Origin of the sequence: Chitinilyticum aquatile DSM 21506, assembly GCF_000430805.1 — a bacterium.
GTDB classification, from domain to species: Bacteria; Pseudomonadota; Gammaproteobacteria; order Burkholderiales; family Chitinibacteraceae; genus Chitinilyticum; species Chitinilyticum aquatile.
This window is the reverse complement of the sequence record NZ_KE387261.1, coordinates 102,528-121,583: the sequence shown is the minus strand read 5'-3', so window position 1 is coordinate 121,583 and position 19,056 is coordinate 102,528. Positions and strand designations below refer to the sequence as shown.

Sequence of the window (19,056 nt, the reverse complement as noted above, 5' to 3'; positions counted from 1 at the left end):
AGGTTCAGGTCCTAGCGCTCGCAAGGGCGTGGAAGTTCGAGTCTTCTCTTGGGCACCAGATTCCGGAAAAACCCCGATCGCAAGATCGGGGTTTTTCTTTTTCCGGCACTCTGCCGCGAGGAATTGCAAAATTCCCTTGAGCTTCGCGGCGAATTGCCGATATTTCCAGTTATATCTCCCCGAAACCGGCTCTTCCCATGGCTGATGAACTGACCCAGGCGCGCGTTCTGGTGGCTGACGATGCACCGACGGTGCGGCAATCGGTCCGCATGACGCTGGCCGGCTGCGGCATCAACCGTGTCGATGCCGCCAGCAGTGTTGGAGAAACCCGGCGCCGGCTGCGCAACGGCGAGTACGACATCGTGCTCTGCGATTACCACTTCGACGAAGGAATGAACGGACAGGAGCTGCTGGAAGAGCTGCGCCATTCCGGCGAACTGCCGCTCTACACGATCTGGATCATGATCACTGCCGAAGCGGCGTATGAAAAGGTGGTCGCCGTTGCCGAGATCGGCCCCGATGATTATCTGATCAAGCCCTTTACCAGCGCACTGCTGAGCAGCCGCCTGACTACGGCCTGGGCACGCAAGCGTTTCCTGAAGCCGATTTACGACCGGATCAATGAAGGCAAGCTGGATGACGCGATCAATGAATGCCTGCGCCTGCAGAAGGAAACCACCTGTTTTCGCAACGACTTGCTGCGCATCCTGACCAATCTGCTGCTGGAGGCCGGTCGGCTGGACGAGGCCCAGAAACTGTTTGAAGACATTCTGGGTCAGCGTGTCGTTCCCTGGGCGAAGCTCGGACTGGCGCGGACACTGAACCGCATGGGACAAAAGAGCAAGGCCGAGTCAACGCTGCAGGCAGCCATTATCGAGCACGCACAGTATGTGGATGCCTACGAGGCCCTCGCATCGATGTACATGTCCGAAGGCCGGCTGGGCGAGGCCATGGCCATTTTCGAAAAATGCCTGGCCATCACACCCAACAATGTTGCCCGCCTGCAAAAAGCCGGAAACCTGGCCAATATGCTGGGCGACTCCGGCAAGGCCAAGCAGTTGCTGCAGCGCGCCGTTACCGTGGGCGGCAACTCCAGCAGCCTGTCGGCCGAGACGGTCCTGCAGCTGGCACTGGCTTCCCGGCGCGAACAATCCGGCGGTGATGCCGACAAGTATCTGCGGATGGTGCAGGAACTGGTACGCAAGGACGATACGGCCGTCAACCGCGCCATCGGCCACATTGCCAATGCCCTTTTCAACGGCAAGACGGACGAACTGGCTGCCGTGGCCACGCAATTCAATCTGCCGGATTTCACACTGGAACTGGCCGTCAGCTTCATCATGGCCACCGATCTGCTCTGCCCGGCCACACTGGAAAACGAAACGCCGAATCCAGCTTCCCCCCCCTATTCCTGGCTCTCGGCACTTGCGCAGCGCTTTGTCACGACACGCCACATCTCCGGCATGCTGGAAAGCGCAGCCAACCAGCGGCCGGTCTGGCATGACTTCATCCAGCAGGTCGGGCAGGAAGTAAGCGAACTGAACAATCAGGGCGTGAAACTCATGCTGGGCAACCAGCTTGGCGAAGCACTCAACCTCCTGATGCCGGCAGCCGAAAGCACGCACAACAACCGGCTGATGCTTTCCGCCACGCACGCCGCGCTGAAATACCTCAAGGCCGGGTTTGGCGAAGCTGCCGAGCGCAAGCACCTGCTGCACCGGGCCGACGAATTCATCAGCCGACTGGAAGACAATATCGAGGAGAGCGTGCGGCACACGCTGCGCACCGACCTCGACGAATTGCTGGGCGGCTCGGGCAAGACGGGTAAACCGGCACGGGACAGCGCAAACCTCCCCACCCATCGACCTGAAGCCAAAGAAGCCTGAAGGCTGGCAGCACATACCCCATCAATCGTGACTGATCGCCACATTGACCGGGCTGGCATCAAGCACACGCAACAGCTCCTGTGGCAGCAGACTGACCAGAAAGCCGCGCTTGCCGCCGTTCACATAGATCTGCGGCAACTCCAGCACTGATGCCTCGACATAGACCGGCATGCTGCGACGCGTACCAAAGGGCGAGGTGCCCCCAACCAGATACCCCGAATGCCGGTTGGCCACATCGGGCGCACAAGGCGCAATCGTCTTGACCCCCAGCAGGCGCGCCAGGTTCTTGGTCGACACTTCGCAGTCGCCATGCATCAGCACCAGCAGCGGCTGCTTGCGCTCATCCTCCATCACCAGCGTCTTGATCACACAATGCTCCGGCACGCCAAGCTCGCGCGCCGAAACCGCCGTTCCGCCCTTTTCCTCGTAATCGTAGAGATGCGGCGTGAAATCCACCTTGGCTGCGCGCAGGACGCGCACCGCTGCGGTAACCGGGTATTTTTCGCTCATGCCTGACCCTGCCTGCTGCAAAAGACGGGTAAAATACCCGAGTAAAACAATCAACATTAACCCTGCTCAAACCAGGGCTTTACCATGAATTACCGACTCGACCAGTTGCCACCCCGGGCGCGCTTCAGTGCGCTGCCGGAACATTACTTCCGCCATGTGGCGGCCACGCCGCTGCGCCAGCCGCAACTGGCGGCGTGGAACACTGCGCTGGCCAGCGAACTGGGCCTTGCCAGCAATCCGGATGAGCACGGCATGGTACTGGCCGAAATCCTGTCCGGCAACCGGCCGCTGCCCGGGCACCCGACCCTGGCGACGGTGTATTCCGGCCACCAGTTCGGCGTCAACGTACCGCAGCTTGGCGACGGCCGCGCGCTGCTGATCGCCGAATTCGACGACACCGCCGGCCGGCCCCGCGAGCTGCAGCTGAAAGGTGCCGGCCCCACACCCTTTTCGCGTCGAGCCGACGGTCGCGCCGTACTGCGCTCATCGATCCGCGAATACCTGTGCAGCGAAGCGATGCACGCGCTGGGCATTCCCACCACTCGTGCACTGGCACTGATTCACGACCCGCAAACACCGGTCTGGCGCGAAACTCGCGAATCGGCAGCCGTGGTCAGCCGTGTTGCCCCCACCTTTCTGCGCTTTGGTCATTTCGAATATTTCTATTACCAGGGGCGGCACGATGCAGTGCGCGAACTGGCTGACTGGGCACTGCAGCACCACTTCCCGGACGAAGCGCAGGCGGAGCAGCCCTACCTTGCACTGTTCAATACCGTCATTGCCCGCACCGCCGCGCTGATTGCCAGCTGGCAAGGGGTGGGCTTCTGCCATGGCGTGATGAATACCGACAATATGTCCCTGCTGGGGCTCACGCTGGATTACGGCCCCTTCGGCTTCATGGACGGCTTCGATGCCGGCCATGTCTGCAACCACTCGGATGAAACCGGCCGCTATGCCTACCAGCAGCAACCGCGCATTGCACTGTGGAATCTGTACTGCCTTGGGCAGGCATTCAGCCCCCTGCTCGAAAAGGATGCCATCCTGGGCGCGCTGGACTCCTTCCAGCCAGCGTTTGAAACGGCATTCGGGCAAAGAATGGCCGGCAAACTCGGCCTGCAGGAATGGCAGGACAGCGACTGGAACCTGCTGACCGACTTGCTGGAGTTGCTGCAGACCGCCAGCACTGACTGGACGCTATTCTGGCGCACACTAAGCCACAGCAGCGACCAGACCGCAGCAAACATGGCACTGCTTGACCTGGTGGCCGACCGCGAGGCCTTTGCTGCCTGGTACCACCACTACCGGCAGCGCCTCGGGCGCGACGCACTGACCGATGCGCAACGCAAACAGATCATGCTGGCCAGCAACCCGGCCTATGTACTTCGCAATCATCTGGCCGAACAGGCGATCCGTCAGGCCGAAGCCGAGCTTGATTACAGCGAAATCCGGCGCCTCGCCGACTGTCTGGCCCGGCCATTCACCGAAAATCCGGTCTTTTCTGATTACGCCGGACTTCCACCTGACTGGGCGAAAACACTATCCGTCAGCTGTTCGTCCTGATCTGCGGGAAAAATGATAATACCGATTTCATCAAGTGGGGCTGAAAGGAATCTGAGATAATCGCCCCCGTCATCATTTTGTCATGAGCCCATCATGCTCGACCTGTTTAGCGGTCTGGGAGCCGGAGTAGCCGTCAGCCTGGCACTGGCGCTTTTTTTCGTCCTCGCTTTTGAATTCATCAACGGTTTTCACGATACCGCCAACGCGGTAGCCACCGTCATCTACACCAAGGCCATGCCACCGCACCTCGCGGTCATCGCGTCCGGCATCTTCAATTTCATCGGGGTCATGGCGGGTGGCGTCGGCGTTGCTTACGCGATTGTGCATCTGCTGCCGGTTGACTTGCTGCTCGATGTAACGTCATCGCACGGCCTGATCATGGTTTTTGCGCTGCTGACGTCTGCCATCATCTGGAACCTGGGCACCTGGTTTTTCGGCCTGCCGGCTTCCAGCTCGCACACACTGATTGGCTCGATCCTGGGCGTAGGCATTGCCAATGCCTTCATGACCGGCACTTCGATCAGCAAGGGCGTGAACATTCAGAAAGCCATCGACATCATGCTCGCCCTGCTGGTGTCGCCGCTGATCGGTTTTGCCATTGCCGCCATTCTGCTGCTGGTATTGAAAAAATACCGCAATGCTTCCCGCATGCACATGACACCGGACGAACGCAAGGAAACCGACGGCAAGAAACACCCGCCGTTCTGGACGCGCCTGATGCTGATCGCCTCGGCCATGGGCGTAAGCTTTGCGCACGGCTCGAACGACGGCCAGAAAGGGATCGGCCTCCTGATGCTGGTACTGATCGGCCTGGCCCCGGCCAAGTTCGTCGTCGATATGAACAGCACGACTTACAAAATCGAGCGCACGCGTGATGCCGCCCAGCACATGAGCGACTTCTACATCAGCAATGAAGCGCGCCTGGCACAGCACATCAAGCTCGGACACAGCAACGGCAGCATGACGCTTCCGCCGATTTTCAAGTGCGAAACCGAGCAGACTCTGCCAACGATCGAGGCGCTGACCGCCAAGCTCGACAACGTCAAATCCTACACGGACCTCAGCCCGGATGACCGCCGCCAGGTCCGCCGCATGCTGCTGTGCATCGACGACACGGCCAAAAAGGTCAGCAAGCTGCCGGGGATCACCCCGCAGGAAAGCGCCGATCTCGGCAAGCTGCGCAAGGATCTGAACGCAACCACCGAATATGCACCGGACTGGGTAGTGGTGGCCGTCGCGCTGGCGCTCGGCCTGGGCACCATGGTGGGCTGGAAGCGGATTGTCAAAACCGTTGGCGAAAAAATCGGCAACAAGGGCATGACCTACGCACAAGGCCTTTCGGCACAGATTACTGCCTCGGTCGCCATCAGCATTGCCAGCTTCACCGGCATGCCAGTATCAACCACGCACGTTCTTTCCTCCGCCGTAGCCGGCACGATGGTTGCCAACAAGAGTGGTCTGCAGGGCGGCACCGTCCGCAGCATCCTGATCGCCTGGATTCTGACATTGCCGATTACCATCCTCCTGTCGGGCGGGCTGTTCTGGCTGGCGACACACCTCATCAAGTAAACGGGAACGCGGCTGGCAAAATCCGGCCCCAGCTCCACGACATGAAAAACGCCGCAAAATTTGCGGCGTTTTTCATGGGTATCAGGCTACAGCCCTTTCGTTTGAATGGCCACAGCCATATACATAGTACTTCTATAACTACATCAGGCCAAACGGGCCGGAATCGTGATCAGCACTTGCGCCCCGCCCAGTTCACCCCGCGCCAGCTGCAGCGAACCACCGTAGGCGGCAACAATATCCGCCACCACCGTCAGGCCTATCCCCTGCCCCGGCACGGATTCATCAAGCCGCACGCCACGCTGCAGGGCTGCAGCTGCATCGGTAAAACCGGGGCCGTCATCATCGACACGCAAAATCAGCGCCTCGGCGGCAACGCTCACGCTCAGCTGCACTCGCTGCTGTGCCCACTTGCCCGCATTATCCAGCACATTGCCACACAGTTCGTAGAGATCGCCCTCATCAAGCGGCCAGGCCAGCTCCGGGTCGCACGCCAGCGTGAACACGACGCCGTGGTGGCCGTGCACCTTGCCCAGCGCGGCCAGCAGCCGCTCCAGCACGGGCCGCAGCGGCAGCATTACGCCCAGCGCCTGGCTACCTCGTGCCGCTGCGCGTGAAAGCTGGTGGGCAATGATGCGGTTCATGCGTTCGAGCTGCTCCTGCACCCGCGCGGCGTAATCGGGATCATCGCGTGACTGCTGCAGCACGGCCAGCGGGGTTTTCAGGCTATGGGCCAGATCGCCCAGCGCATCGCGGTAGCGCTGCTGCCGGACACGCTCCTGCTCGACCAGACTGTTCAGCCGGCCGGTCAGCATCGCCAGCTCCGGCGGATAGTCACCCTGTATACCGTTCTGGGCACCGGATTCGATCAGCGCCAGCTCGCCCTCGACCCGCCGCAAGGGCGCCAGCCCCCAGCGCAGCAACAAGCCTTGCGCCAGCAACAGCACAACACCGGCACCACCCAGCCACCACCACAGCAAGCCACGGAAATGACCGAGCTGAACCAGAAATGGCCGCTCATCCTCATGCACGGCAAAGAGCAGTGTCTGTGCCTTGCCACCAATAGCCCATCGCACCTGATAGGCGGCGCTCTGGTAGGGCACGCCTGCGACGGTTGTGCGGGTGAATTGCCATTCGCCGGTAGCAAGCCGGGGCAATACGGGCAGCTGCCGCCCCGAAGACGATGCAGCATGCCACTGCTCGGAACCGGCCGGATTATAGATCGACGCGTACAGGCCCGAATCGGGCAAGGCAAACAGCGGCTCGGCCAGCGTGGCCGGCAATTGCAGGCGGCCGGCGGCATCCAGCTCGGTCGCGGCCATCAACAGGTAGATTTCGCTTTTCAGACGTTCCAGCCGGCTGGCGCGCAGATGTTCAGCGTAACGATCCTGCAGCGCGAAACCGGCCAGGCAGAAAAACACCAGCTGTACGATCAGCGCCCCGGCCAGCAGACGGCGTGCGATTGACCAGTTGCGCATCTAGGCCTCGCGCACGAAGCGGTAGCCGCGTCCGCGCAGTGTTTCGATCACCGGCTGCGAGCCATCCGGGTCAAGCTTGCGGCGCAGCCGCCCGATCAGCACCTCGATGACATTGCTGTCGCGGTCTTCGTCATGCGGGTAGAGGTAATCCGACAATTCCTGCTTGCTGACCACACGCTCGCGCTGCTGGATCAGCATTTCCAGCAGACGGTATTCAAAGGCGGTCAGCTCGCAGATTTCACCGGCAAGGCGCACTTCCTGCCGGGCGAACTCGATAGTGAGATTGCCGAAATGGAGCTCGGTTGATGTGGCCTTCAGTGCACGGCGCAGGAGCGCCATGACGCGCGCGGCGAGCTCGGGGAATTCAAAGGGTTTGGTCAGGTAATCATCGGCGCCGGCTTCCAGGCCGGCCACCTTGTCCTGCCAGCTGCCGCGCGCGGTCAGCACCAGCACCGGCACATCGTGGCCTCCTGCGCGCAGCTGGCGAATCAGGCTGACACCATTGAGTTTGGGCAGGCCAAGATCGACAATCAGCAGGTCAAACGGATACTCGCGCGCCTGGTACAGGCCATCCTCGCCATCGGCAGCGGTATCGACGCGATAACCTGCAGTACCGAGCTGGCGCGCCAGCCCTTCGCGCAGGGCAGGTTCATCTTCAACGAGCAGGATACGCATGCAGCTGTTTAGCGGGCTGCGCCGGTTGCTTCATCAACAAAGACGGCACGCACATCGCCCTTGCTGGTGACAATCTTCACGCGCCAGACGGGTTTGTTGCCTTCCAGTACCTTGTCAACCGACAGCACTCGCCCACCTTCAACTGCCTTGAGCGCAATATTGGCCGCATCATCGCGGCTGACAGCGGCCATGGCAGTCACCGCGATCAGGCTGGTCAGTACCAGCAGCATTTTCAGTGTTTTCATGATTCGTCTCCTTTCCTGTTTCCCCGGCAGTATGCCGCAGCTGCAGCGCCCCGCCTATGGTGCCAGTTACAGCCGCAGTGTAGCTGTTACAAGCTGAATTGCAGCTGAATGGCATAAACCAGGCCACCCACCAATACCCATCAATGTATTGCCATGTGGCCATTATCAGAAAATAGCCACCATCACATACCCGCAATTCTATCAGAACAACATGGTTGCGCCCCTTTGGGACCCTAGCGCGGCGCCTGCAGGGCGGCCAGCTCTGCCTCATCAAAACCGGCGGCACGGCGGGCGTCAAGATTGAACGGGCCGCGCAGGCGCGGCGCGCCATAGCGTTCGGCCAGTGCAGCATAACCGGCAACGGGATCAAGCCCGCGCTCGGCACACAGATGGCGATACCAGTAATTGCCCGTTGCCACATGGCCGATTTCATCGCGCAGGATGATGTCGAGAATGGCGGCGGCAGCCTGGTCGCCAGCCTGTGCAAGCTTCCTGCGCAGCGGGGGGGATGCATCCAGCCCGCGCGCCTCCAGCGTGCGCGGCACCAGCGCAAGCCGGGCCAGCAGATCGTCGCTGGTTTTTTCCGCCATTTCCCACAGCCCATTGTGCGCGACAAAGTCGCCGTAGGAATAACCCAGTGAATTCAGATGCGCATTCAGCAGGCTGAAATGATAGGCCTCTTCCTGCGCGATGCGCAGCCAGTCGCGGTAGAACGACTCGGGCATGCCCGGAAAGCGCCAGACAATATCGAGCGCCAGATCCACTGCATTGAGTTCGATGTGCGTTAACGCATGAATCAGCGCCGCTCTGCCCTCTGGGCTGTGCGTGGCACGTGCGGGCAGATCGGCAGGAGCGACCAGTTGCGGGCGGGCCTCGCGGCCGGGAATGGGCGCGGACGCCTGCAAGATGGCGGTGGTGTCTATCGCTGCAGCCAGATCCAGCGCATTGGTGGCCGCGATCTTGTCGGCAATCCGGTTCAGGCTGATCGCAGCCAGGGCAAGTTGTCTCAGCATTGCAAAATCTCTTTATCAGCCGGGCGGACTGCGGTGGGTGAGCGAGCCCGTTTGCTGCGGCTTGCCCACCGGAAGTTCAAGCCATCCCGGCGTAATTAATTACAGCTGCATGGCGGGAATATTGCCGTGAGTCATCCGGCATATCCCCCTAACATGAGCCCACACAGTTTGACACACCCAATCCGCACGCCACATCCCGGGGGATGCAAGCACCAAGGAGAAGCACCATGAACACGAATCACAACCCGCTCGACCCGCGCTCGATCCGCAAACAGCTCGGCCTGAACCAGCAGGAATTCTGGAGCCGCATCGGCGTCACCCAGAGTGGCGGCTCCCGTTACGAAAGCGGCCGCAACATGCCCAAGCCGGTGCAGGAATTGCTGCGCGTCGTGCATGTCGAAGGCATTGATCTCGCCCGGGTACAACGCCATGACATTCACCTGATCGAGCATCTGCGCAGCAACAAGCCGGATCTATACGAAAGGCTGCTCAGCGAAGCCCAGGCAAAGTAGGTGCGCAGTCAGAGGCTGAGCCTGACCGCCAGCCCCAGGGCTTCGATGCGGCGCGCCAGGCTCGCCATCCAGTCCGCCGGCGCCGCACTCAGACGCGGCGCCTCCTCCTGCAGCGAAGGGCGCGCCAGACCATACAGCAGCACCCCCTGCAGTCGCACACCTGCAGCCAGCTGCCCGGCCACAAAACCGAGATAGGCATCAACTTCGGCCTCCGCAGGCAGCTTGCCGTCCAGCGCGAACATGCAGGTCTGCAACCAAGTCGGGCAAGCCGCACAGGCAGCGGCCAGACGCTTCGCCACACCGGAGCGGCTCATTGCCACCTGGTTCACCTCGCTGAAACCATCGGCCGGCGCACGATCAAGCTTGAACCAGACCTCGCCCCCCGACTGCGCCAGCGCCTGCAAGGCCTGCCGGATTTCCTCGCGGTGCATCAGGCTGCCATTGCTGATCAGTACCAGACGGATTTTTCCAGCCAGCCCGAATTGCGCCAGCACCTCGCCCACGAGCTGCACCACTGCAGGAAACTGGTGGCTGCTGGTCGGCTCGCCATTGCCGGAAAAGGCAATATCGTTAAGCCGGCGCGCATTTTCCGGCACCCGCGTCTGCATGAAATCGCCGTTGACGATGTCATCCAGCATCGCGACCAGCTCGCCGCGCAGCTGCGCCAGATCGAGTTCGGGCGCGGCACCACGCTTCAGATCGGGTACCTGGCAGTAGATGCAACGCCAGTTGCAGGCATTGTTCGGATTCAGGTTGATACCGACCGAAACCCCGCCGGCGCGGCGCGATACCACCGGATAGACGTAAGTAAAACCGGCGCTGTCGCGCCGGTGGTCGGTGACCTGCAGCTGCAAGGGAGGCTTCGCGCTCATTCCTGCTGCCGCACCAGCAAGACCGGCACCGGAGCATGCCTTACCACGCCTTCGGCGACACTGCCCAGCAGCATGTGGGTCAAGCCGCCATAGCCGTGCGTGCCCATCACGATGAGTTCGGCAGGCCAGGCTTTTGCTTCTTCGATCAGTGCGTGCGCCAGATTGCCGCCCCAGATTTCCAGCAGCCGGGTTTCGACATCGATGCCGGCTTCCTTTACCTGCGCGGCCATGTCATCAAGCAGTTTCCTGCCACTTTCCTGCAGGCTCTCCTGCAGGCGGGGCACATCCATGAATTCGTTTGCACTCCAGGCAAACTGGGCCATGTCGATCACATGCACCAGCCGTACTCTGGCATGCTGGTCGGAAGCCAGGCGGAGGGTTTCCTGCAAGGCAATGCGACAGGTCGTACTGAGATCCACCGGCAGCAGAATTCGTTGGTACATGGCGTTTTCCTTGGGTTGATGCCTTACAAGTCTAGCAAACGCCTGCGGTTTGCGGTATCAATAGCGCCGTGTTTTTTACCCGTCCACCTGCTGGAGCCCGCATGGCCAGACTGAAACTGGAACTGCCTGAATTCACTCTTTTCCAGACTTGCGTCGAAGTTCGCGTAACGGATCTCAACTACGGCAATCACCTGGCCAACCAGGCACTGCTCGGCCTCTTGCACGAAGCACGGCTGCGCTGGCTGCGCCAGTTCGGCTTTCGCGATGAGCAGCAGGTCGGTGACTGCGGGCTGATCATGTCGGACGCGGCCGTTGTCTTTCTGCGCGAAGCATTCCTTGGCGAGGTGCTGACCATCGAATTGCGTCGCGGCGAATGCACGCGCACGGGCTTTGATCTTTACTATCTTGTTACGACAGGGCAGGATAGGCAGAGCGTTGCGCAGGCGAAGACATTCATGACGTGCTTCGATTACTCCACGCGACGCGTCAAGGCCATTCCTCCGGAATTGCACCTGGCATTACAGAACAAGACAGTGAGCGCAGCATGAAAAAATACCCTTTCAATAGCCCGGAAGCCATGGCCCGCCTGCTGGTCATGCAGATGATCTGTGACGGCAATTTCGACCCGGAAGAAATCGACCGCATCGAGCACCTGCACGTTTACGAAATGATCGGAATTTCCCGCAAGGGCTTCATCCAGGTGCTGCAGGAATACTGCAACGACCTCTCCGACGAAGCCGACGAAGACGGCCAGATCCACCTGATCGACAAGGAACGCATCGATGATCTGCTCGATACGGTCGACGAGCCCCGCAAGCGCCTGCTCATCGCCGCACTGGCACTGGATATTTCCAAGGCCGACCGCGTCATCAAGGAAGCCGAACTGCTGGTATTCCGTCGCATGCTCGAGCGCTGGCACCTGACCCTGGAAGATTTGCAGACGGCTTTCAACTGAACAATGTCATGACCACCGGGCAGCCCCCTGCAGCACGCAGGGGCTGCTTTTTTTGCAGCACGCGTCAAATATAAGAAAAAACTGAATCACCCTGGAGCCGACCATGACGTGGTTTCTGGAACTGCACGGCAAGCTTGAGCGACTGTTCTTTCCGACACTCGCCCGCAAATACGCCTTCATCGCACTGCTGGCGGCCTTCCCTGCCACGCTGTACCTGCTGCTGCGGTCTGCAGCGGACTCGATCAGGCAGTTGCTTGGCGACTCTCCCGTGGCCAGCCGAGTACTGGCGGAAGTGGATTTTGTCGCGTATTGCGCGCTGGCACTCACGGCCCTTTGTCTGGTTTTCGCGCTGATCCAGGCGTGCTATCTGCATTTCTGGATCACCCGCCCGGTGCGCCGCATTGCGCAGGTGTATCGCGAAGCGGCCAGTGGCGAAGGCGACCTGTCGCGCAATCTGCCGGTGCTGACCTGCGATGAAATCAGCCAGCTGGCCGAAGCCTGCAACCTTTTCATGGCCAAGCAGCGCGAGATCATCGCGGGCGTACAGGCCATGACGGTGGGCATTGCGCTGGATGCCGCACGCTCGACCAAGAACGTGAAAGATTCGGCGGCAGCAACCCACCAGCAGGATGAACTGGCGCAGAAAGTCGTATCTGCCAGCGAAAGCACCACGCAGGGCATCAATGAAGTCACGCAGCGCACCAGCGAAATCTCCGGCACAACCAGCAACAATCTCGCACTGGCCCGGCATTCGTATACCGAGCTGCAGGATGTCACACACCGCATCCATGCGATTTCCGAAAAGATCACCAACTTCAACCAGACCGTCGAAGGGCTGAACCTGCGCTCGGCCAGCATCAAGTCGATCGTCGACCTGATCAAGGAAATATCCGGCCAAACCAATCTGCTGGCGCTCAATGCCGCCATCGAAGCGGCCCGCGCCGGCGAACAGGGGCGTGGTTTTGCCGTTGTTGCCGACGAAGTCCGCAAGTTGGCCGAGAAGGTGCGCGTCGCCACCGACGACATTTCGCACAATATTGACGACATGCTGGAGCAGGTTGCGGAAACCCGGCAGGAAACCGAGCTGATCACGCACGATGCCAGGGTGACCCGCGACGTGGTCGAAAACGCCTCGGGGCAATTCGCCCGGATGATGGCCGACTTCGAGAGCACCAGTGCGGCCCTCAGCGGCATCGCCGGCACACTGGAAACCTTCACCCGCGCCAACCAGCTGGTGCACTCGAATGTAGCGGAAATCCACCAGCTCTCGCTCTCGGTAAACGAACTGATGCATAAGTCCGCCGCCTCGGCCAACGAGCTGTCGCTGGCCGCCGAGCGCGTGCAGGCCATGGTCGGCAAGTACAAGGTTGGCCAGGGCGAGCTGGATGCCACGCTGGGCAAGATGGCGGACTACCGTGACCGCATCCAGCAACGCATTGCCGCCATTTTTGAGCGCGGCATCAATGTGTTCGACCAGAATTACCAGCCTGTGCCGAATACGCACCCTGCCAAATACCAGACCTGCTATGCAGAGGCATTCGTGCGCGAAATCCAGCCGCTGTATGACGAGCTGGCCAAGGCCTGCAGTGGCGGCAAATTCTCGCTGGCGGTTGACAGCAACGGCTACGGCGCGACGCATAACAGCTGGTATTCGAAACCGCTAACCGGCGATGCGGCGACCGATCTGGTCAACAGCCGCGACCGGCGCCTCTTCAACGATCCGGCCGGCCTGCGTGCCGCACGCAATACTGCGGCCTTCCTGCTGCAAACCTATGTGCGCGATACCGGCGAAATCATGACCGAACTCGACATGCCCATCGAGATTGCCGGCCGCCACTGGGGCAATCTGCGGCTGGGCTTCGATGCTTCCGAATTTTTGCGGCACGCCAGCGACTGAGCAGGTCCGGCACACCGGGCTACCGCGACAGCAGGCAGGCACTCATGCATGGTATAGCCTTATAGCCCTTTTGAATCATTGGCTGCAGAATAAAACCCTCGCATGTATAACAACAGAAGCGGCAAGGAAGTAGGCGCCCTGCCATTCCGGACTTGCGCACATGTCTCTTGCGCGCTCATTCCGCATGCCTTGCCGCCTCCACCGGACCCGCGGTGACACAAGGGAGCGAATTGTTTCCCCGGCAGGCTTGTGAAATGCTGCGGCGCAAAATACTCTTAAGGGCATAGCCCAGCCGAACGGATAGACCATGGACGAACAACTTCGCGAAAAAGCCCTCGAATACCACCGTCTGCCCCGCCCGGGCAAAATCCAGGTCATGCCCACCAAGGGGCTGGCCAGCCAGCGCGATCTGGCACTGGCCTACTCGCCCGGTGTGGCCGCCGCCTGCGAAGCCATCGTGGCGGACCCGGCCGAGGCACGCAATCTCACCTCGCGCGGCAATCTCGTTGCCGTCGTCACCAATGGCACCGCGGTGCTGGGTCTGGGCGACATCGGCCCTCTGGCCGGCAAACCGGTGATGGAAGGCAAGGGAGTACTGTTCAAAAAGTTCGCCGGCATTGATGTGTTCGATATCGAACTGGAAGAAAAAGACCCGGACAAGCTGGTCGACATCATCGCCGCCATGGAGCCGACTTTCGGCGGCATCAACCTCGAAGACATCAAGGCACCGGAATGTTTCTACGTCGAGCAGAAACTGCGCGAACGCATGAAAATCCCGGTCTTCCACGATGACCAGCATGGCACGGCCATCATCGTCGGTGCGGCGGTCATCAATGCGCTGCGCCTGATTGGCAAGAATATCGCCGAAGTACAGCTGGTGGCTTCCGGCGCCGGCGCCGCCGCCATTGCCTGCCTCGACCTGCTGGTATCGCTCGGCGTTGATCGCGCCAATGTGCTGGTGTGCGATTCGAAGGGCGTGATCCACAGCGGCCGCGAGAACCTCGATGTCACCAAGCAGCGCTATGCGCGCGACACACCGCATCGTACGCTGGCGGAAGCCATTGCCGGCGCCGACATTTTCCTCGGCCTCTCGGGCAAGGGGCTCGTCGATGCCGCCATGGTGAAATCGATGGCCGAGCGCCCGCTGATCATGGCGCTGGCCAATCCCGACCCGGAAATCACCCCGCCCGAAGCCCGCGCCGCACGCCCCGACGCCATCATCTGTACCGGCCGCTCGGACTTTCCGAACCAGGTCAACAATGTGCTGTGCTTCCCCTACATGTTCCGCGGCGCGCTTGACGTGGGCGCGACGACCATCACCGAGTCGATGAAGCACGCCGCCGTGCATGCGATTGCCGAACTGGCACACGCAGAGCTCTCCGACGTGGTGGCCGATGCCTATTCCGGCGAGCAGCTCACCTTTGGCCCCGACTATCTGATTCCCAAACCCTTTGACCCGCGGCTCATCATCAAGATTGCTCCCGCCGTTGCCAGAGCGGCGATGGACGCCGGCGTGGCAAGCCGCCCGATTGCCAATTTCGCAGCTTATGCCGAAGAAATCACGCAATTCGTCTACAAGACCAACTTCTTCATGCGCCCCGTTTTCCACGCGGCGCGCAGCAACAGGAAACGGGTGGTGTTCTGCGAAGGCGAGGACGAGCGCGTGCTGCATGCTGTGCAGGAAATCGTCGATCTGGGCCTGTGCCATCCCATCCTGATCGGCCGTCCCAGCGTGATGCAGCGCCGCATCGACAAGCTGGGCCTGCGCCTCAGGCTCGATACCGATGTCGAAGTCTGCAACAACGAATCCGACCCGCGTTTTCGCGAATACTGGACGCTCTACCACGGCATCATGGCGCGGCGCGGCGTCAGCGAAGAACTCGCGCGCGCCGAAGTGCGCCGCAAGACGACGCTGATCGGCGCGCTGATGGTGCGGCTGGGCCAAGCCGACGCGATGATCTGCGGCACCTACGGCCAGTACCAGCGCCATCACTGGTATGTGCAGAACGTCATCGGCCTCAAACCCGGCGTCAAAACCTCCGCCGCGATGAACGCACTGGTGCTGCACAGCGGCAATATTTTCATCGCGGATACCTATGTGAATCAGGACCCGAGTGCCGAGGAGCTGGCCGCCATCACGCTGCTGGCCTCGGACACGGTACGCAAGTTCGGCATCCAGCCCAAGGTCGCGCTGCTGTCGCATTCCAGCTTCGGCAGCGTGGACAGCCCGTCGGCACGCAAGATGCAGCAGACACTGGCGCTGCTGCGCCAGCAGGCCCCCGAGCTGGAAGTCGATGGCGAAATGCACGGTGATGCGGCGCTCTCTGCCGCGATCCGCCAGCAGGTTTTCCCGAATTCGACGCTCAAGGGCGAGGCCAACCTGCTGGTAATGCCGAATCTGGACGCCGCGAACATTTCCTTCAACCTGCTGAAAATGACCTGCGGCGACGGCGTCACCATCGGACCGATGCTGCTGGGGCTGGCCGCACCGGCCCACATTCTCACGCCGACAGCCTCGGTACGCCGCATTGTCAACATGGCCGCGCTCGCCGCCGTCGAAGCCGCACAGGAGAAATGACATGAGTGAATTCAATCCGCAGGATCCCTTTGGCCTGCTGAACCAGTTCAGCCAGTTCATGAAGCCCGGCAGCGGGAACCCCTTCATGCCGCCCTTGTCGGAAGAAGAAATCGACCGCAAGATTCTGGAATGCCGCACCATCGAACAGTGGCTCACCATGCAGGTGGGCATGCTGCAGATGACGGTCAAGACACTGGAACTGCAGAAAGCCGGCCTCGCCGCCTTCAAACAGGGGCTGGAGCCGAAAACCGACCCGGACCCTAACCCCTGATGCCCAGCCTTCCCCATCTGAGAACCCTAGCTACGGCCGCTGTTGCGGCCTTTTTCCTTGCAGCCTGCCAGACCCCTCCGCCCGCCGGACAGGTCTCCATACCCGGCAAACCGGCAGCAAGCGCCCAGCCGGCCAGTACCCCGGCCAGCGCACCGACCGTCATCTACCACCCCACTACGGCAAACAGCCTGCCGGGCTGGCAGGATGGCGAGCTGCTGCCCGGCTTCATGGCCTGGCGCAAGGGCTGCGCGCGGCTGGTACAGCGCCAGCCCGTCTGGCAGGACGTGTGCAGCAAGGCGGCGGAACTCGCCCCTTCCGAGCAGAACGTGCGCGATTTCATCGCCCGCCACCTCGACGTCTACCAGCTGGGTGACAGCGACGGCAAGCGCAGCGGCCTGATCACCGGCTATTACGAGCCGGTCTATCCGGGCAGCGCAACGCGCAGCAGCAAGGCCATGGTTCCTGTGTACGGTGTGCCCGATGACCTGATCAGCGTTTCGCTCGACGGCCTGTATCCCGAGCTCAAGGGCAAGCGACTGCGCGGCCAGCTCAAGGGCAGACAGCTCGTTCCCTATCTGGACAGCGCCGGCATCCGCAACAAGGGCGTGAATGCGCCGGTGCTGGCCTGGCTGGAGCATCCGCTCGATCTGCAATTCCTGCAGGTACAGGGCTCGGGGCGGATCAGGCTGACTGGCGGCGGCGAAATCCGCGTCGGCTATGCCGACCAGAACGGCCACCCCTACGCGCCCGTGGGGCGCTGGCTGATCCGCAACGGCATCGTTCCGGCGAGCGAAATGAGCATGCAGCGCATCCGCTCCTGGGCCGAAGCCAACCCGCAACGCGTGGATGAGTTGTTGAACAGCAACCCGAGCTATGTGTTTTTCCGCACGCTGCCCGCCAGCCAGGACGGCCCGCCGGGCGCGCTGGGCGTGCCGCTGACTGCGGGCTACAGCATTGCCGTCGATCCCGCAGCCATTCCGCTGGGCAGCCTGGCTTATCTCGGCACCACCCGGCCCGACACCCGCGCCCCGCTGAACCGCCTGCTGGCCGCGCAGGACACCGGCGGCGCAATCCGCGGTTCTGTTCGTGCCGATTTCTTCTGGGGAACGGGTGACCAGGCCGGCGAACTGGCCGGCATCATGAAACAGGATGGCGAAGTATGGCTGTTCTGGCCCAAGGCCCAGCCACTCCCCAGCCTTTAACAAGATGTATTGCCCTGAAGCCTTTTACACGGAAGGGCTGCAGGGCAATACCCACTGCAATTAGCCTTTTCTGTCAGTCAGCAGGTCGATCAGCGGCTGCAGGAAGGCCTGCTGGTCCGCCGGCATGTCAAACGCACGAATGGCCAGGAAATGCCCAAGGTCATCCAGGCGCCAGCCGATTTCGTCCAGAATGGCAGCAAGCTCGCTCTCCAGCACGCCGGGAGCTACATCGCCCCACAGCAACTGTTCGTTTTCCACCAGATCAAGCCCGGTGCTGGAAAACGCACGCTGGATCTGCTGGAAACGCTGGCTTACGAGTCCAAGCACGCTGCGGCTGTGGCCATCAAGCGGCATTTCTTCGCTGTGATGCAGCTGCTCGACAATTTCGCCAATGCGCAGGAGCAGCGCATGCATCTGCGGCAGCAATTGCTCGCGGGCCGGCGCGCCGCCGGATTCGGTTGTCAGGCGTGACTCGCTGATGACCAGATCGACGAGCGCGGACTCATGCTCGCCGCGCATGAAGCGCAAGCCAACGGCAATCCGGCTCAGGGGCCAGTGCTGCCCGGCGGCCCTTTCCAGCAGGAGATGGCTGACCGACAGAATGCGCGCCGGCAGCGAAATCGCATCGCTCTGCAGACCGCGCGGATAGCCGGCTCCTGTGCCCCGCTCATGGTGTTCTTCAATGGCCCGGACCAGCAAAGAGGAATGAATACCCATTTCACGCACGACCCGCGCACTGACCAGCGGGTGCACCAGCACATGCCGCCATTCTTCAGGCCGCAGGGCACGCCCCGGCGCCAGCAGGGCCGGATCGATGTACAGCTCGCCGATATCGCACAGCAGCGCGGCCATCGCGGTGGTTTCCACCAGCATTTCATCCAGTTGCAGGCGTTGCGCCAGTTCGATCGCCAGTGCGGCTCCAAGCGCGACCATGCCGAGCGGTTGCCGGCAGCCTCGCCCCAGCAGCACCAGCTGCAGGCGGGCGCCCTGCTCCTGCAGCAGCGCTGTCACCCGGTCCAGCTCGGACAGCGCACCGGGGCCGATCATGGCCTGCACAGCAGGAATCGCTCGCGCGGCGTCACTGGCCACCGCGGAAAGTGCCGGCAGGGATGAGTCCGCCACGTCCAGGCAGCGTTCCAGCGGCTTGCGCAGCTTGTGCTGCAGCAGACGGTCACGCAGGCTGGCATCGACCCGGCTGCCCTTGCTGACCAGCTTGACGCCGGTGCTGCAGTAAATGTCCTCGGTCACGGCCACGGGCAGGGATTCGGCCAGGCCGATCACCTGCTGCAGCATGAAAGGATTGGTTACGTTTCCCGCGTGGCTAACCTCAGTTGCTCTGTCATTCATCGACAATCATCCGTAACGCTATCGTCACAGCATAGTCAATGAAAAG

General features: G+C 61.6%; 18 protein-coding genes. 10 read left to right on the top strand and 8 right to left on the bottom strand.

Going from position 1 to position 19,056, the window contains the following annotated elements; genetic code table 11:
* Positions 1–197 precede the first annotated feature (197 nt).
* Entirely contained in the window at positions 198–1,886 is a 1,689-nt protein-coding gene (locus H559_RS0117580; protein WP_028453758.1) for a response regulator, read from the top strand.
* 21 nt (positions 1,887–1,907) lie between these two features.
* Here the strand turns inward: H559_RS0117580 and ybaK are convergent, their stop codons facing one another.
* Positions 1,908–2,396 carry a Cys-tRNA(Pro) deacylase gene (gene ybaK / locus H559_RS0117575; RefSeq protein WP_028453757.1) on the bottom strand — a complete coding sequence of 163 codons (489 nt, stop codon included), beginning with the start codon at positions 2,394–2,396 and terminating at the stop codon, positions 1,908–1,910.
* 84 nt (positions 2,397–2,480) lie between these two features.
* Here ybaK and H559_RS0117570 point away from each other — a divergent pair, with 84 nt between their 5' ends.
* Both H559_RS0117570 and H559_RS0117565 read left to right on the top strand, forming a co-directional pair.
* Entirely contained in the window at positions 2,481–3,956 is a 1,476-nt protein-coding gene (locus tag H559_RS0117570; protein ID WP_028453756.1) for a protein adenylyltransferase SelO, read from the top strand.
* 93 nt (positions 3,957–4,049) lie between these two features.
* Positions 4,050–5,525: an inorganic phosphate transporter gene (locus tag H559_RS0117565; RefSeq protein ID WP_028453755.1), complete on the top strand. Its 1,476-nt coding sequence runs from the start codon at positions 4,050–4,052 to the stop codon at positions 5,523–5,525.
* Between the two features lie 143 nt (positions 5,526–5,668).
* Here the strand turns inward: H559_RS0117565 and H559_RS0117560 are convergent, their stop codons facing one another.
* The 4 genes from H559_RS0117560 to H559_RS21085 all read right to left on the bottom strand — a co-directional run bounded on the left by H559_RS0117560 (position 5,669) and on the right by H559_RS21085 (position 8,933).
* Positions 5,669–7,000, bottom strand: coding sequence for an ATP-binding protein (locus H559_RS0117560; protein ID WP_028453754.1), 1,332 nt, complete (start codon positions 6,998–7,000; stop codon positions 5,669–5,671).
* Entirely contained in the window at positions 7,001–7,675 is a 675-nt protein-coding gene (locus H559_RS0117555; protein ID WP_028453753.1) for a response regulator transcription factor, read from the bottom strand.
* Between the two features lie 8 nt (positions 7,676–7,683).
* Positions 7,684–7,920, bottom strand: coding sequence for a PepSY domain-containing protein (locus H559_RS0117550; RefSeq protein WP_034642062.1), 237 nt, complete (start codon positions 7,918–7,920; stop codon positions 7,684–7,686).
* A 233-nt stretch (positions 7,921–8,153) separates the two neighbouring features.
* Complete coding sequence (locus H559_RS21085; protein ID WP_034642061.1) at positions 8,154–8,933, bottom strand: ferritin-like domain-containing protein; 780 nt, start codon at positions 8,931–8,933, stop codon at positions 8,154–8,156.
* Positions 8,934–9,160: 227 nt separating this feature from the next.
* Here H559_RS21085 and H559_RS0117540 point away from each other — a divergent pair, with 227 nt between their 5' ends.
* Positions 9,161–9,445 (top strand): helix-turn-helix domain-containing protein, encoded by a 285-nt coding sequence (locus H559_RS0117540; protein ID WP_028453751.1) that lies wholly within the window; start codon positions 9,161–9,163, stop codon positions 9,443–9,445.
* An 8-nt stretch (positions 9,446–9,453) separates the two neighbouring features.
* Here H559_RS0117540 and H559_RS0117535 read toward each other — a convergent pair whose 3' ends face one another.
* A complete protein-coding gene (locus H559_RS0117535; protein ID WP_028453750.1) occupies positions 9,454–10,317 on the bottom strand; it encodes a radical SAM protein in 864 nt (287 codons plus the stop codon).
* The gene (locus tag H559_RS0117530) at positions 10,314–10,760 is read right to left on the bottom strand and encodes a universal stress protein (protein WP_028453749.1); all 447 of its coding nucleotides are present in this window, start codon (positions 10,758–10,760) and stop codon (positions 10,314–10,316) included. The genes H559_RS0117535 and H559_RS0117530 overlap by 4 nt, the downstream gene beginning before the upstream one ends.
* Positions 10,761–10,861: 101 nt before the next feature.
* On the opposite strand from H559_RS0117530, the gene H559_RS0117525 reads away from it, so the two are divergent.
* From H559_RS0117525 to mltA, 6 genes are all read left to right on the top strand, one after another.
* Positions 10,862–11,308, top strand: coding sequence for an acyl-CoA thioesterase (locus tag H559_RS0117525; RefSeq protein WP_028453748.1), 447 nt, complete (start codon positions 10,862–10,864; stop codon positions 11,306–11,308).
* A complete protein-coding gene (locus H559_RS0117520; RefSeq protein WP_028453747.1) occupies positions 11,305–11,715 on the top strand; it encodes a tellurite resistance TerB family protein in 411 nt (136 codons plus the stop codon). Before H559_RS0117525 ends, H559_RS0117520 begins: the two co-directional genes overlap by 4 nt.
* 103 nt (positions 11,716–11,818) lie before the next feature.
* Positions 11,819–13,612, top strand: a complete 1,794-nt coding sequence (locus H559_RS0117515; RefSeq protein WP_028453746.1) for a methyl-accepting chemotaxis protein — start codon at positions 11,819–11,821, stop codon at positions 13,610–13,612.
* Positions 13,613–13,919: 307 nt separating this feature from the next.
* Complete coding sequence (locus tag H559_RS0117510) at positions 13,920–16,190, top strand: NADP-dependent malic enzyme (protein ID WP_028453745.1); 2,271 nt, start codon at positions 13,920–13,922, stop codon at positions 16,188–16,190.
* 1 nt (position 16,191) lies between these two features.
* On the top strand, positions 16,192–16,461 hold the full coding sequence (locus H559_RS0117505; RefSeq protein WP_028453744.1) for a PhaM family polyhydroxyalkanoate granule multifunctional regulatory protein: 270 nt from the start codon (positions 16,192–16,194) through the stop codon (positions 16,459–16,461).
* On the top strand, positions 16,461–17,663 hold the full coding sequence (mltA, locus tag H559_RS21080) for a murein transglycosylase A (protein ID WP_034642058.1): 1,203 nt from the start codon (positions 16,461–16,463) through the stop codon (positions 17,661–17,663). Before H559_RS0117505 ends, mltA begins: the two co-directional genes overlap by 1 nt.
* Positions 17,664–17,723: 60 nt before the next feature.
* Here the strand turns inward: mltA and H559_RS0117495 are convergent, their stop codons facing one another.
* On the bottom strand, positions 17,724–19,010 hold the full coding sequence (locus H559_RS0117495) for an HD-GYP domain-containing protein (RefSeq protein WP_081413136.1): 1,287 nt from the start codon (positions 19,008–19,010) through the stop codon (positions 17,724–17,726).
* Positions 19,011–19,056: the final 46 nt, after the last annotated feature.

Bases quoted from the DNA above. Each gene is read 5' to 3' on its own strand.
- H559_RS0117580 (WP_028453758.1), top strand. From the start codon at position 198: ATGGCTGATGAACTGACCCAGGCGCGCGTTCTGGTGGCTGACGATGCA.
- ybaK (WP_028453757.1), bottom strand. From the start codon at position 2,396: ATGAGCGAAAAATACCCGGTTACCGCAGCGGTGCGCGTCCTGCGCGCA.
- H559_RS0117570 (WP_028453756.1), top strand. From the start codon at position 2,481: ATGAATTACCGACTCGACCAGTTGCCACCCCGGGCGCGCTTCAGTGCG.
- H559_RS0117565 (WP_028453755.1), top strand. From the start codon at position 4,050: ATGCTCGACCTGTTTAGCGGTCTGGGAGCCGGAGTAGCCGTCAGCCTG.
- H559_RS0117560 (WP_028453754.1), bottom strand. From the start codon at position 7,000: ATGCGCAACTGGTCAATCGCACGCCGTCTGCTGGCCGGGGCGCTGATC.
- H559_RS0117555 (WP_028453753.1), bottom strand. From the start codon at position 7,675: ATGCGTATCCTGCTCGTTGAAGATGAACCTGCCCTGCGCGAAGGGCTG.
- H559_RS0117550 (WP_034642062.1), bottom strand. From the start codon at position 7,920: ATGAAAACACTGAAAATGCTGCTGGTACTGACCAGCCTGATCGCGGTG.
- H559_RS21085 (WP_034642061.1), bottom strand. From the start codon at position 8,933: ATGCTGAGACAACTTGCCCTGGCTGCGATCAGCCTGAACCGGATTGCC.
- H559_RS0117540 (WP_028453751.1), top strand. From the start codon at position 9,161: ATGAACACGAATCACAACCCGCTCGACCCGCGCTCGATCCGCAAACAG.
- H559_RS0117535 (WP_028453750.1), bottom strand. From the start codon at position 10,317: ATGAGCGCGAAGCCTCCCTTGCAGCTGCAGGTCACCGACCACCGGCGC.
- H559_RS0117530 (WP_028453749.1), bottom strand. From the start codon at position 10,760: ATGTACCAACGAATTCTGCTGCCGGTGGATCTCAGTACGACCTGTCGC.
- H559_RS0117525 (WP_028453748.1), top strand. From the start codon at position 10,862: ATGGCCAGACTGAAACTGGAACTGCCTGAATTCACTCTTTTCCAGACT.
- H559_RS0117520 (WP_028453747.1), top strand. From the start codon at position 11,305: ATGAAAAAATACCCTTTCAATAGCCCGGAAGCCATGGCCCGCCTGCTG.
- H559_RS0117515 (WP_028453746.1), top strand. From the start codon at position 11,819: ATGACGTGGTTTCTGGAACTGCACGGCAAGCTTGAGCGACTGTTCTTT.
- H559_RS0117510 (WP_028453745.1), top strand. From the start codon at position 13,920: ATGGACGAACAACTTCGCGAAAAAGCCCTCGAATACCACCGTCTGCCC.
- H559_RS0117505 (WP_028453744.1), top strand. From the start codon at position 16,192: ATGAGTGAATTCAATCCGCAGGATCCCTTTGGCCTGCTGAACCAGTTC.
- mltA (WP_034642058.1), top strand. From the start codon at position 16,461: ATGCCCAGCCTTCCCCATCTGAGAACCCTAGCTACGGCCGCTGTTGCG.
- H559_RS0117495 (WP_081413136.1), bottom strand. From the start codon at position 19,010: ATGAATGACAGAGCAACTGAGGTTAGCCACGCGGGAAACGTAACCAAT.